Here is a 13,568-nt window from a genome sequence, read left to right on the forward strand (position 1 = left end):
TACTACTTCCGGTTCAGGAACCGTCGCGCCCTCCCAAAACCGCGCCAAGCACTTGGGGCAAGGTCTCCTCGAGGGTGAAATCCTTGAGCAGGCAGGCCGCAAGCCCCGGTTCGCGCTGGCGAAAGGCCTCGGGGTCGTCGCCGGTGAGCAGGATAAACGGCACGGCCCGCCCGGCCCGGCCGAGCCATCCGAAAAGGTCCAGGCCGCTTTCGTCGGGCATGTGCATGTCGCTGACGATGGCATCGAAGCCCGGGCCGTCTTCGAGCCTGGCCCGGGCTTCCCCGGCGTCGCCGGCCAGGACGGCCTCGTGCCCCATCTCCTCGATCACGGCCCCGGCCAATTCGGCGGCCATGGCGTCGTCGTCAACCACGAGAATACGCATGTGGTAAGTCCTTTTTCGCGACTAGCCCAGCAGGGCGCGCAGGGTCCGCACGAGGCCGCTCTGCTCGAAATCGCCCTTGACGATATAGGCATCCGCGCCGACCTGCAAGCCGCGCCGCTTGTCCTCCTCGTTTTCCCGGGAGGTGATGATGACAATGGGCCGATGGCGGTAGCGCGCTTCCTGGCGCAGGCGGGAGGTCAGTTCGAACCCGTCCAGGCGGGGCATCTCCACGTCGGTCAGCACGGCATCGAAATCACCTGCCATGGCCCGCTCCAGGCCGTCCTGACCATCCTGTGCCAATGTGACGGCATAGCCGTGCGCTTCCAGGACATCCTTCTCGATTTCCCGGGTGCTGGCCGAATCGTCCACGACCAGGAGCGCATAGGGCGGCCGCTCATCCCGCAGGCCCGCCCCCCCGGCGCACTGGGCCACCCCGCCCCGCCGGGCCAGTTCCAGCAGGGCCGGCGCGTGGAGCACGCTGACCAGGGCGTTGTCGCCGGTGGTGACCATGCCGGCGACCAGGGTCAGCCGGCGCATATGGGCCGGCAGGGGCTTGATGACCATGTCGCGCTCGTCGAGCAGCCCATCGACCCGAAGGGCCAGGGTTTCGCCGCCCACGCGCAAAACCAGCAGCAAGACGGTGTCCCTGGGGCCGGACAGGTCCTTGGGCCAGCCCGGGCCGGTACCGGGAAGGCGCACCAGGTCGGCCAGGGAGACCAGCGGCACCAGGCCCCCCCGCAGGGGGACCACCTGGCGCCCGGCCGCTTCGAGCAGGGCCTGGCGCGGCACCCGGGCCACCTCGTCCACGTACTGGGCGGTAAAGGCCAGGGTCGCCCCCTGGGCCGCCACCAGGACCACGCGCATCATCGCCAGGGACAAGGGCAGGCGCAGGGAAAAGGTCGTGCCCTGGCCGGGCCTGGTCGCCACCTCCACGCTGCCGCGCAAATCGCCGACCACGCTCTGCTTGACCACGTCCATGCCCACGCCCCGGCCGGACATGTCGCTGACCCCGGCCTTGGTGGAAAAACCCGGCAGGAAGATCAGGTCCAGCATTTCGCGCTCCGTCAGGGCGGCGGCCCGGGCCGGGCTGACCAGGCCCCGCTTGAGGGCCTTGTCCCGCACGGCCTCAAGGGGAATGCCTGCGCCGTCGTCGGCCACCTCGATGACCACGAACCCGCCGTCCTGGCGGGCGGACAGCTGCACCCGGCCCTGGGGCGGCTTGCCGGCCGCCAGGCGCACGGCCGCCGCTTCCAGGCCGTGGTCGAGGCTGTTGCGCAACAAATGGGTGATGGGGTCGGACAGGTTGTCGATCATCTGCCGGTCGAGCTCGATGGCACCGCCGCGCACCTGGCAGGCGACCTGCTTGCCCAGCGACCGGGCCAACTCCCGCACCAGCCGGGCCGCCGGTTCGAACAGGATGGCCAGCGGCAGCATGCGCATGACCAGGGTCTTGTCGTGCAGTTCGGCCTTGAGCGATTCCTGGGCCTGGACGTCGTCGGCAAAGGCCCGCACGCACTGGTGCAACCGGGCGGCCTCGGCTTCGGGCAAGGTGTCGCGCAGGGCCATTTCCAGGTCGCGGACCTCCCGCAGGCGCTGGCGCATGCGGGCGTGGCTGGAGACCACCTCGCCCATGAGTTTGATGAGTTCGTCGAGCTTGTCCAGGCGCACGCGCACGGTTTCGGCCACCCCCACGGCGGCCTCGGGTTGGGGCGTGGCGGCGGCCGAACCGGTTTGGGCCTCGGGCCCGGCCTGGCCATCGGGCGGCGGCGGGGACGTGTTGGCCGTCGCAGCCGGACCGGCAGGATGCGCCACGGGCGCGGCCCCGGCCGGCATGGCAGGCGCGGCCCCGGCCGGCATGGCAGGCGCGGCCCCGGCCGGCATTACGGGTGCGGCCTCGGGCGGCATGGCTGACGCGGCCCCGGGCGGCATTACGGGTGGGGCCTCGGGCGGCATGGCTGACGCGGTCCCGGGCGGGGGCGCAGCCGGGGCGGCGGGCGCCATCCCGGCAGGCTCCGCTTCGGCCAAAGCCGCCCCCGGGACAACGGGGGCGGCATCGGCTGGCCTCGTTTGGGAAAGCTCCGGGCGCGGCACATCGGGCGCCGGCTGCGCCGCGGACAAAACGGGCGCACCAGGCCCGCAGCCGGCGGACGCCGCCTCGGGAAGCGCTGGGCCGGACACGTCGGCCGCCGGCTGGGCCGTCGCCGCAGCGGGTGCGGCGGACGCCGCCCCGGCTTGCGGGGCCTCGGGCGCAAGCCCCCCGGGCGGGCCAGCTTCCGGCCTGGTCGATGGGCGCGCAGCCGCTTCGGACGCGGCCGGTGCGGCCGGTCCGGCTTCGGCTGATCCGGTTTCGGGCGCGGCAGGCGACGCCCCTTTGCCGGACGGCGCTTGCCCCCGGGCCATGGCGGAGGCTTGGGGCGAAAGCGCCGTCCGGGCGGCCTCGCCTGGCGGTGGGACAGCCGCGCCGGTTGCCTCGGTCCCGGCCGCGCCGTCGCCTGGCGAGGCCGGCAAGCCCCCTCCCCCGTCGCCTTGGGCCTCGCCGGGCGCGCCGGACGCCCTGGCGGAATCGGCGGCGGTTGCGGCCGCTTCCTGCCCGGAAGCCGCCGCGGCCAGGGCCTGGCACAAGGCTGCGTCAGCCGGCGCCAGGCTTTGGGCGTCAAGGGTCTCGGCCAGCCGGTCCACCTGGGCGGCCAGGGCGTCGGTGGCCTGAAAAAGCAGGGCGGCCAAGGCGGGGTCGAAGGTCAGGGAGCCGTCGCGCAAGGCGCCCAGCACATCCTCGAAGCGGTGGGCCGTTTCCGTGATGGGCAGCAGGCGCAGCATGCGCGAGGAGCCCTTGACGGTGTGGGCCGAACGGAACAGCGCGTCGATGCGCTCCCGGGCCGCCTCGCCCTCGGACAGGGCGGCCAGGCCGTCGTTGAGCTTGTCGATATGGTCCCGGGCCTCTTCGATGAAGCGGACGAGGAATTTCCGGACGTCGATGGCCATGGCTCACCTCCGCCCGGCCGGGCCGGGGTCGTGGGGCGGCTTGGCCAGCTGATGGCGGCACAGGAACCGGACTTCCTCCCGGGGCATGTCCAGCGGCAGGCAGGCGACGCCGTGGTCGTGCTCGCCCTGCTCCAACAGCTGCAAGGTGGCGCGGTAGAAGCGCTGGGCCAAGGCCGGCTCCCCGGCCTGGCGGTACAGGTCGGCCAGGGCGTACTGGGCCGGCCAGCAGCCCGGCCGGGCGTAGACCGCCTGCTTGAACCAGCCCATGGCCTCGTCCAGGCGGTTCGACCATTTGGCAACCAGGCCCAGGAGCAGCAAGGCGTCCACGGACCAGGCATCGGCCTCGAGCAGGCAACGGGCCTGGGCCTCGGCCGCGGCGTAGTCCCCGAGGCGCACGAGGGCGTAGGCCCGCAGGATGCCGGCCGCGGCCTGCCCCGGACAGGCGGCCTGGACCGCTTCCAGCCGGGCCAGGGCCTCGGCGTAGCGCTTGTCGTCCAAAAGCCGCCTGGCCGCGGCCAGGCCGGCCTCGGGGCTTTCGCCCCCAAGGCTGGCGGCCTCGTCCGGCCCGGGCCGACCAGCCTCCGGGTCGGGCGGCGGGCAGCACAGGATAAGGGGCGGCTGGGCCTGGGGCGTGTCCCCAACCGTGGGCGCCGGCCATGTCCCGGCCGGAAAGAAGTCCTCGGCCAGGGCCAGGGGGTTTCGGGTAAAATAGAAGACGTCCTGTTCCCGGGCCAAGGGCAGGATACCGAAATCATTGGCCAGGGTTTCCGTGGTGCCGTAGACGAGGGCGCCGTCCTCGCGCAGCAGGCCGGCAAGATGTTCCTGAATGGTCCGACGGGTGTCGGTGTCGAAGTAGATGGAGACGTTGCGGAAAAAGATGATATCGCAGTCGTGGAGGAAAAGGGGCAAGGCCGGGTCGAGGAAATTGACCTGGCTGAAGCGGACCCGCCCTTTGACCGGCTCGGCCAGCAGGCTTTCCTGGCCGTTTTCGCTTTTGGCGAAATAGCGGGCGCGCACGTCGGGCGGGGTGTTTCGAAACGAGAATTCGCAATACCGCCCTTCCCTGGCCTTGGCCAAGACCAGGCTGTCGATATCGGCGGCCAGGAAGGAAAAAAGGCTTCCCACCCGTTCGCCGTAGCGGTCCGTCAAGGCCATGACCAGCGAATACGGCTCTTCGCCCGAGGAACAGCCGGCGCTCAGGATGCGCACCGGCTGGCCCGGCGCCCGGCCGGCCAGGCAGCGCGGCACCAGCGTGTCGACGGCAAAGCGGATCTGGTCCGGCTCGCGGAAGAAATACGTTTCATTGACGGTCAGCAGGTTGACCAGTTCCTGAAATTCCTCGGGGCTTGCGGCCAGTCGGGCGTAGTAGCCGGCCGCGCTGATGCCGAGGGCCCCTGCCCGGGCCTGGACGGCCTGGTCCAGGGCGGGTTCCCGGTTGCCCTGGATCTGGATGCCGCATCGGTCCCGGATGAGGGCGTAAAAGGGGGAGAGATCGGGCCTCATGCCGCCTGTCCGGCGCCGGCCAGGCGCGTCAAGGCTTCGGCTATGCCGTCCACGGGCAGCACGCGCTGGGCGGCCCCGGCCTCGATGGCCACCCGGTTCATGCCGAAGATGACCGAGGTCGCCTCGTCCTGGGCCAGGGTGACGCCGCCCCGGTCGCGGATATGCGACAGCCCCTGGGCGCCGTCGCGGCTCATGCCGGTGAGGATGACCCCCACGGCCTTGCGGCCGAAGACCTCGGCCACCGAGGAGAGCAGCACGTCGCAGCACGGGTGGAAGATGTCGCCCGGGGCGCGCTCGAGCAGGGCGAAGCGCCGACTGGGCACCACGCTCAAATGCTTTTCCGAGGGGGAAATATAGACAATGCCCGGCGCCAGGGCCTCGCCGTCGGCGGCCAGGCGCACGGGCAACTTGCAGATGCTGGCCAGCCAGCCGGCCATGCCGGCGGCGAACCCGTCGGCAATGTGTTGGGCGACGACCACCGGGCAGGGAAAATCCGCCGGCAGGGCGGGCAGGATCTGGGCCAGGGCCTGGGGGCCGCCGGTGGAGGAGGCAATGGCCACCACGCGGTCGTAACCGTTGGCCCAGACCGGTTTCGGCGGCGTAACGACCGGCGGCACGTCCGCGCGGGGAACGGGCCGGGGTGTGCGCGGCCGCAGCCGGGTGATCACCGTCACTCCGGCCAGCATCCTGACCTTGGCCACGAACTGGGCCGCCTCCTCGGGGTCGTAGCTCGGCTTGGCGATGGCTTCCAGGGCGCCGCGGCCCACGGCCGCCAGGGCGTTTTGGGCATCGGCCACGCTGCTGACCACGAGGATGGGCACAGCCCGGGAGTGCATGATGGCCTCGATGGCTTCCAGGCCGTGCATCACGGGCATTTCCAGGTCCATGGTCACCAGGTCCGGGCCCAGTTGCGCGGCCTGCTCCACGGCTTCGCGGCCGTCGGCCGCCTCGCCCACGATCTCCATGTCCTCCTCGTCCTCGAGGAAATCCCGCAGCAGCGCCCTGGCCAAGGGGCTGTCATCGACAATGAGCACGCGGATTTTTTTCATATCAGCGGTCCGATGCCATGGCCTCGAGTTTGAACTGGCGCACCAACGCCTCCAGATGTCCGGACATTTCCGACATATCGCGGCTTATGGCCGAGATGCGGGCCAAGGACTGTTCGGTATGGGAGCTGGCGGAGACGATCTCGCGCAGGGCCACCACGACCTGGGAACTGGCGATCTGCTGCTGCTTGGTGGACAGGGATATCTGCTGGGCGGCATTGGAGGTCTTGCCGGCGGCGGTGACGATGCGGCCCAACTGGTCCGCCGAACTGGCGCTGGCGGAAGAGCCGGCCACAATCAGGGAACTGCCCTTTTCGGAAGTAATGACCAGGCGGCTGATGGAATCCTGGATTTCGCCGACCTTGGCCTCGATCTCGCGGGTGGAGTCGGTGACGCTGTCGGCCAGGCGGCGAATCTCGCTGGCCACGACGGAAAAGCGCTTGCCGGCCTCGCCGGCGCTGGAGGCTTCCAGGGCGGCGTTGAAGGCGATGAGCTTGGTCTGATCGGCCACGGCGTTGATGATCTCCATGACCTTGCCAATCTGTTTGGAGCGCACGCCGAGTTCGATGATTTCCTGGAGACTGCGCTGGTTGTCGGCCCGGATGTCGTTTATGCGGTCGAGCACGGTCTGCATGGCGTCGGAGCCTTCGCGGGAGCCGGCCAGGGTCTGGTTGGCGATGTCCACCACGGACTGGGAGTGGTCGGCGATCTGGGCCGAGGAAGCCGAGAGCTCCTCCATGGTCGAGGTGATTTCGGCCACCGAGGACGACATCTGGGTGGAGGTGGCGGCCTGGCCGCCCACAGCGTCGGCGATCTCCTGGGCCGCAGCGTGGACCCGCAAGGCGTTGTCGCGCACGGACCGGGCCAGGGCGTGCAGTTTTTGGCGCATGGCGTCGGTTGCCCGGGCCAGATCGGTGATTTCGTCGCGGCCGGGCAGGGACACCGTGGCGGACAGGTCGCCCTCGGCCACGGTGTTGACGGCCGCAACCACGGTATTGATGCGCCGGGCCATATGGTTGGCCAGCAGCATGGCCAGCACCAAGCCGACAAGCAGCGACAGCAGCCCGATGACGCCGGCATTGATCCGGGCCGAGGACAAGGCCTTCTGGTAGCGGCTGCTGTCCATGGCGATTTCGACGACACCGATGGGCACGCCGCAGAAATCCTTGACGGCCGCGGCGTAGACGACATAGGGGACGCCGCCTATGGGCCGATGGCCAATCTGGGGCTCACCGGCCATGGCCTTTTGCAGTATGCCGGCCGGCAGGAGCGGCTCCTTGCCGAAGGTCGAGGCCATGGTCTTGACGGTGTCCTTGTCGAAAAGGAACAAACCGGCCTCCACACCGTTTTGCGCCTTGAAGGCGTCAAAAAAGCCCTGGTCGAAGGCCATGCCGAATTCCACCGAGCCGAGGTGCTTGCCGCCATGAAAGACCGGGACCATGCCGCGTATGCCGAGCCCGCCGACACCGCCTTCCAGGCCGCGGGTCGGCGTGAGGCTTTTGTTGGTCGCCACCACCGTATTGCGAAAGGCGGACAGGTCGTCCCCATATTTCGCCGGTATATGGACACGGAAAAAAGAGGTGGCGGGCGGGGTGTGAAACTGAAACTGCTTGGCGCCATACGCCTGGTCCATCTTGGCAAACCCAGGCACGAAGAGATCGGCCAAGGTTTTGCGGTCGCCGGCGGCGAAATTCTCCTGCACCAGGGGGATGCCGGCCACCAGGGCACTTAGGGCCTCGGCCGAACGACTTTCCGTATCGATACCGTTGGTCAGGGTCTTGAAGTAGGCCTCGAGGGCATTGCGTTCGGCCTCATGGATCAGGCTACTCATGCCGGAGAGGTTGTTGGCAGTCAGCACGGCGACAACAACGCCGATGATCGCGCCCATGGCGACCGTGATCTTGGCCCACAAACGGAGATTTCGCAGCATGCCTTGCCTCGCGTGGTCGATACGTTACGCGGTTGAGTCCGGCCATCGGCAGGAAGTTCTTTTTCCTCCGTACCGAAAGCCCAGCGCGTTTGCAATGCCCCCAGTTCGTTGCACAACATTGCAGATGGAGTTGCCCCCGCTCAACCGGACAGGCCGCGTTGTCGCTTGAGCGGATATATTCGCGGGGCGAGCACATCCGTAGCCCCGTGGGGAGGTGCTCCCCGTTGCCATCCTCGAACCAAACCGCGAGCTTCACCGGGACAGTTCGAGCATCGGGCCCGACATGGACGCCGGCCATTCGGTCCGATACGGAGGCATTCGTCACCGTGCGGGTTGCAGGCGGTGCGGGGCCGTAACGCGGGCGGGGGGTACAGCAGCCGGCTGAACCGGTACGTGCTTGCGCTCCGGGGCCTTTCGGACGGCATCCTGCACGAGGCCGCACGGAATCAGGAACGCACGCAGGCCGAACGGGCCGCCATTCACCTGGGCAGCAGCGTTCGGTCTACGGTGAAACGCGCCTGGGGCGCCCTCAAGCGAGGCAACGGTTTCTCTCGAGCCCGATACCTCGGTCTGGCCAAGGCCGCTCTGGAAATCCTGCGTAATGACATGGCTGCAATCCATTACCGGGCAGCTATGGGGTGGGCGGAGTCGCGCTCGGTAAACCGTGCGAAGCGATGTCGCTTGACCGGAAACCAGGAGCGCTACTCCAGGGCCATGCTCCACACGAATGCCCACTCGGCCTGCAGCCGTGTCCAGTTCAACAGCTTCGACAAACCAAGGATCGGTCGGGTCGGGAATCCGCGAAAAGAGGTCCGTATCTTTTATGGGCGTCTACCAAAAAGAATTGTAGCCCATCACCTCCCCTCGGGGGACCTGGAAGGATCTATTTTCCTCAATTCAATAATTGGAAAGAGTCCTTCATTAGCCTTCCAGCACGTAAAAACTCGAAAATTATCGTCTGTAATAGAATTCGTATGAAGCAAATCCGGGCCTATATCATACTCTTCATTTAGCCACCCGCAATGTGTCATGTACATCCGCCCATTCGAAGACATTTTATGTGGAATAGCACTTAAGAAATCTTGTCGTTCATCTTTTGTGCAATGGTTCAACACAGAAAAAACAAGAACATAGTCAGCACAAATATCAACATTCAAGCTTGCGATATTTGTCACACACAACGATGGATTTTTATTGGAAAGTCCGCTTATGACAATTTCGTTTTGGAAAATGTCCAAAAATTCTTTATTATAGTCAATTCCACAGTAGTTTCCTTTATTTAAATAGTTAACGAGGTATCTACCAGCCCGTCCTGGACCGCAGCCGACATCAAGAAGTATGTTTTCAGGCATTAATCCCAATTTTTTTAAAAAAATTGCCTGAGCCAATCCTCTCTGATCCCATTCAGCATTACCTCCACCAAGAAAATCCATATAGGAACGTTTATTTATATCATCCTCAGTAAATGTTAGATTCCGATACTCTTCCCCATTTCTTCTGTTAGGTATTTTCATGCGAATTCTCATAATAACCTCAAGAAATATCTTGCTTTGTTAAAAGGTCAAAGAAAAGCGTCAGCAAGACGAACATATATCGTGGCATATGATCAACAACATTCCAAACTGCTATCGGCTTTCAGCTTGGCAGGGGGGGGTGAGTAGTCAAAAAGCAACCATTGCTACGCTTCAATGACATTGAACACCGAAAAATGAGCGCAAAATTTTCACTGACTAACGACCAATTTTTCGACAACAAATTTGATTATCAACCACAAATTCAATCTTCAAATCATCCTCATAGAGGCACTTTGCAAACCCCTTTACGACGCCAGCTCCCCACCAGCCTCCCAACGCATAGTCGTCACCAATAAGAAGTCCGCCTACTTTTAATTTTGGCAAATAGGCTTTGATATCTTGCTCAACCGCTTCCAGCGTATGATCTCCGTCAATATAGACAAAATCCAGGGAAGAATCATCAAAAAGAGCAGACGCTTCGAAGCTGGTAGCGTCCACGGAGGTGGTGTAAATTCTGAAGTCGTCCAGGCCGGGGGAGAGCCTCCGGCCCGGACGGAATGGGCGAGGTGGCCATCGGGTCAATTGGCTGTAAGGTGAAGTTACGACGCCGCACCTGCAACCAAAGGAGACCACGATGGCCGAGGACAGCATGGCATTAATCGAGCTGATGCAAAAGGCCGACGGCGGCGATTTTCTCCGCTCCCTGGCGGAAGCCGTCCTGCAGCTTCTCATGGAAGCCGATGTGGACGGCCTCATCGGGGCCAGCCGCCACGAGCGAAGCCCCGAGCGAGTCAGCTACCGCAACGGCTACCGTGACCGCAGCCTTGATACCCGCATCGGCTCCTTGCAACTGCGCATCCCCAAGCTGCGCCAGGGCAGCTACTTTCCGCCCTTCCTGGAGCCACGCAAGACCAGCGAACGCGCCTTGGTGGCCGTCATCCAGGAAGCCTGGATCGGCGGCATCTCCACGCGGCGCGTGGATGATCTGGTCCAGGCCATGGGCCTTTCCGGCATCTCCAAGTCCCAGGTGTCCAAGCTGTGCAAGGACATTGATGAACGGGTCCATGCCTTTCTTTCTCGGCCGCTGACCGGCGAATGGCCCTATTTGTGGCTGGACGCAACCTACCTCAAGCAGCGCGAAGGCGGCCGGGTGGTCAGCGTCGCCGCCATAATCGCCGTGGCGGCGAACACCGAAGGCCGCAGAGAAATCGTGGGACTGCACATCGGCCCCAGCGAGGCCGAGCCGTTCTGGTCTTTTTTCCTCAAAAGCCTTCTTCGTCGGGGACTTGGCGGCGTGAGGCTTGTCGTCTCCGACGCCCATGAAGGCCTCAAGGCCGCCATGGCCAAGACGTTCGGGGCCACGTGGCAACGCTGCCGGGTCCACTGGATGCGAAACGCCTTGGCCCGGGTTCCCAAGTCCCAGCACGCCATGGTCTCGGCCGCCCTGCGCCAGGCCTTTTTACAGCCGGATGCGGCCAACGCCAGCCAGACCTGGCGGCATGTCGCCGATCAGCTTCGTGGAAAATGGCCACGGCTCGCCAGCTTCATGGACGAAACCGAGCACGACGTGCTGGCCTACATGACCTTCCCGGCGCAGCATCGGGTCAAGCTGCACAGCACCAATCCGCTGGAAAGGCTCAATAAAGAAGTGAAGCGGCGGGCGGACGTAGTCGGCATCTTCCCCAACGAACAGTCCATCATCCGGCTCATCGGGGCCATCTTACTGGAGCAAAACGACGAGTGGCAGCTGCAAAGCCGCTACATGCAGGTCGAGGCCATGGCCGAACTCAACACCCAACCAAACGAGGCGCAGCCAGCCCAAATTCCACCAAGAGCAGCCTGACCGAGGGCCACCTCAAGCACACCAGAATTTACACCACGTTGACGGACGTGACCTTCGAAGCTTGTTTTTCTAACCAAATCGACAGCCCCTGCTGCAATCAAGGAAGAAAATTTATGCATCACGAGTTTATATCTTTCGTCCATTACATTTTGATCGACAGAAGAGTTTCCATATAATGACGACGCATACAAACCGTTAGGCATGTATACATAAGGATCTATCAAATACAATTTTTTCGGTTTACACATGCCTAGTATTTGCGAAGAATACTCACCAAGATGGACGCCAATTTCAACCCCTACACTATTTTTGGGGAGATGTTGAAGTACAAGAGATCTACCATTTACGGTTACGTGCATTATCTTGGATCCTGTTCGGACTTGAAATATTTGTTCCCAGGGGGTCGTGGCAACGGTCCCCCGTATCCTGGGCTCCCGACCCGGCAATCCACAAGCCCCCGCCAATAAGTAAAGCGATGGTTGCCAGGGGCCAAAGCACGCGCCGCATGCCGTTTCCTTTTTCCGTCGTGTCGCTCAGGCGCCAAGCACGACAGCGTCCGGGCAGGAAGCACGATAGTCGAGCTTATGGTTTCTGTCACTCCCGTCGGGAGGCAATGGGCCTTCCCGGCGACGGCTTCGCCGACCAGGCGGCCTCCCGACCAGCCGGATCATGCCCGTCCGGAGCAAACATGCGTCACGCGCGGCATTGCGTCCTCGGCGGGCGTTGTGGTGGACCGGTCGAGCCGGGAGGGGGTCGTAACGGGGCGGGGGTGTCTCGAAGCGCCAGCGAGGGCGGCTCGCCAAGGGGGGAGCGGAAAAAACAAAAGGCCCATCTGATGTTATTCAGACAGGCCTTTTGAAAAGAGCCCTGGCGGCGACCTACTTTCCCACGCATGATTACGCAGTATCATCGGCGAAGGAGGGCTTAACTTCCGAGTTCGGAATGGGGTCGGGTGTACCCCCTCCTCTGTGACCACCAGGACAAATATATAAGTTAAAATAAGGGATGGGATCATTGGTTGGCAAAAATCAAGCCGAACGGACTATTAGTACCGGTTTGCTGAGCACGTTACCGCACTTGCACATCCGGCCTATCAACCAGGTAGTCTACCTGGGTCCTTCAGGGAGAACTCGTCTTGAGGCAGGCTTCCCGCTTAGATGCTTTCAGCGGTTATCCTTTCCGAACGTGGCTACCCTGCGATGCCGTTGGCACGACAACAGGAACACCAGTGGTTCGTTCATCCCGGTCCTCTCGTACTAGGGACAACCCCTCTCAATTCTCCAGCGCCCACGGAAGATAGGGACCAAACTGTCTCACGACGTTTTAAACCCAGCTCGCGTACCACTTTAATCGGCGAACAGCCGAACCCTTGGGACCTGCTCCAGCCCCAGGATGTGATGAGCCGACATCGAGGTGCCAAACCGCATCGTCGATGTGAACTCTTGGATGCGATCAGCCTGTTATCCCCGGCGTACCTTTTATCCAATGAGCGATGGCCCTTCCATACGGGACCACCGGATCACTAAGGCCCACTTTCGTGCCTGGTCGAGATGTCTCTCTCGCAGTCAAGCTCCCTTATGCCTTTGCACTCGACGGCTGGTTTCCAATCAGCCTGAGGGAACCTTTGCATGCCTCCGTTACTTTTTGGGAGGCGACCGCCCCAGTCAAACTACCCGCCAGACAATGTCCCCAAGCCGGATGACGGCGTTGGGTTAGAAGCTTAGACAACCGAGGGTGGTATTTCAAGGTTGGCTCCACCGACGCTGGCGCGCCGGTTTCACAGCCTCCCACCTATCCTACACACGGTTGCCCAAGCTCCAATGTCAAGCTGTAGTAAAGGTGCACAGGGTCTTTCCGTCTTTCCGCGGGTAGACGGCATTTTCACCGCCACATCAATTTCACTGAGCCTCTGGTTGAGACAGCGTGGAGATCGTTACGCCATTCGTGCAGGTCGGAACTTACCCGACAAGGAATTTCGCTACCTTAGGACCGTTATAGTTACGGCCGCCGTTTACCGGGGCTTCGGTTTAGAGCTTCGCTTGCGCTGACTCCACCCCTTAACCTTCCGGCACCGGGCAGGCGTCAGTCCGTATACGTCGTCTTACGACTTCGCACAGACCTGTGTTTTTAGTAAACAGTCGCCACCACCATTTCACTGCGGCCCCCCTAGGCTTCTGCAGTAAATGCTTGACCAAAGGGGGCACCCCTTATCCCGAAGTTACGGGGTCATTTTGCCGAGTTCCTTAACCAGAGTTCTCTCAAGCGCCTTGGGATACTCTCCCCGCCCACCTGAGTTGGTTTGCGGTACGGTCTGCTTGTGCTAAACTTAGAAGCTTTTCTCGGCAGCATGGGATCAGTCACTTCAGCC

8 protein-coding genes and 2 rRNA genes (1 of these 10 cut by a window edge) are annotated in these 13,568 nt (G+C 63.4%); 1 reads left to right on the forward strand and 9 read right to left on the reverse strand.

The genetic code is table 11. From position 1 onward, the window contains the following. Positions 1-13: 13 nt before the first annotated feature. From ACP59X_RS14435 to ACP59X_RS14465, 7 genes are all read right to left on the reverse strand, one after another. Positions 14-382 (reverse strand): response regulator, encoded by a 369-nt coding sequence (locus ACP59X_RS14435; RefSeq protein ID WP_428559548.1) that lies wholly within the window; start codon positions 380-382, stop codon positions 14-16. 21 nt (positions 383-403) lie between these two features. Next, on the reverse strand, positions 404-3,364 hold the full coding sequence (locus tag ACP59X_RS14440) for a hybrid sensor histidine kinase/response regulator (RefSeq protein ID WP_428559551.1): 2,961 nt from the start codon (positions 3,362-3,364) through the stop codon (positions 404-406). Between the two features lie 3 nt (positions 3,365-3,367). Beyond that, the gene (locus ACP59X_RS14445; protein ID WP_428559553.1) at positions 3,368-4,867 is read right to left on the reverse strand and encodes a CheR family methyltransferase; all 1,500 of its coding nucleotides are present in this window, start codon (positions 4,865-4,867) and stop codon (positions 3,368-3,370) included. Further along, positions 4,864-5,916 (reverse strand): chemotaxis-specific protein-glutamate methyltransferase CheB, encoded by a 1,053-nt coding sequence (gene cheB, locus ACP59X_RS14450; protein WP_428559555.1) that lies wholly within the window; start codon positions 5,914-5,916, stop codon positions 4,864-4,866. Before cheB ends, ACP59X_RS14445 begins: the two co-directional genes overlap by 4 nt. A gap of 1 nt (position 5,917) precedes the next feature. Next, positions 5,918-7,843: a methyl-accepting chemotaxis protein gene (locus ACP59X_RS14455; protein ID WP_428559557.1), complete on the reverse strand. Its 1,926-nt coding sequence runs from the start codon at positions 7,841-7,843 to the stop codon at positions 5,918-5,920. 854 nt (positions 7,844-8,697) lie between these two features. Next, positions 8,698-9,357 (reverse strand): class I SAM-dependent methyltransferase, encoded by a 660-nt coding sequence (locus ACP59X_RS14460; RefSeq protein WP_428559559.1) that lies wholly within the window; start codon positions 9,355-9,357, stop codon positions 8,698-8,700. Between the two features lie 216 nt (positions 9,358-9,573). After that, positions 9,574-10,089, reverse strand: a complete 516-nt coding sequence (locus tag ACP59X_RS14465; RefSeq protein WP_428559561.1) for a class I SAM-dependent methyltransferase — start codon at positions 10,087-10,089, stop codon at positions 9,574-9,576. Between ACP59X_RS14465 and ACP59X_RS14470 the strand changes: the two genes are divergently transcribed. After that, the gene (locus ACP59X_RS14470) at positions 9,992-11,200 is read left to right on the forward strand and encodes an IS256 family transposase (protein ID WP_428558936.1); all 1,209 of its coding nucleotides are present in this window, start codon (positions 9,992-9,994) and stop codon (positions 11,198-11,200) included. The two genes, ACP59X_RS14465 and ACP59X_RS14470, sit on opposite strands and share 98 nt — an antisense overlap. Positions 11,201-12,065: 865 nt before the next feature. Here ACP59X_RS14470 and rrf read toward each other — a convergent pair. Continuing rightward, positions 12,066-12,180 (reverse strand): 5S ribosomal RNA (rrf, locus tag ACP59X_RS14475). Positions 12,181-12,224: 44 nt separating this feature from the next. Beyond that, positions 12,225-13,568: ribosomal RNA gene (locus ACP59X_RS14480) — 23S ribosomal RNA — on the reverse strand; it runs 1,580 nt beyond the window's last position.

The sequence above is a fragment of the Solidesulfovibrio sp. DCME genome, assembly GCF_049995385.1.
Taxonomy (GTDB): domain Bacteria; phylum Desulfobacterota; class Desulfovibrionia; order Desulfovibrionales; family Desulfovibrionaceae; genus Solidesulfovibrio.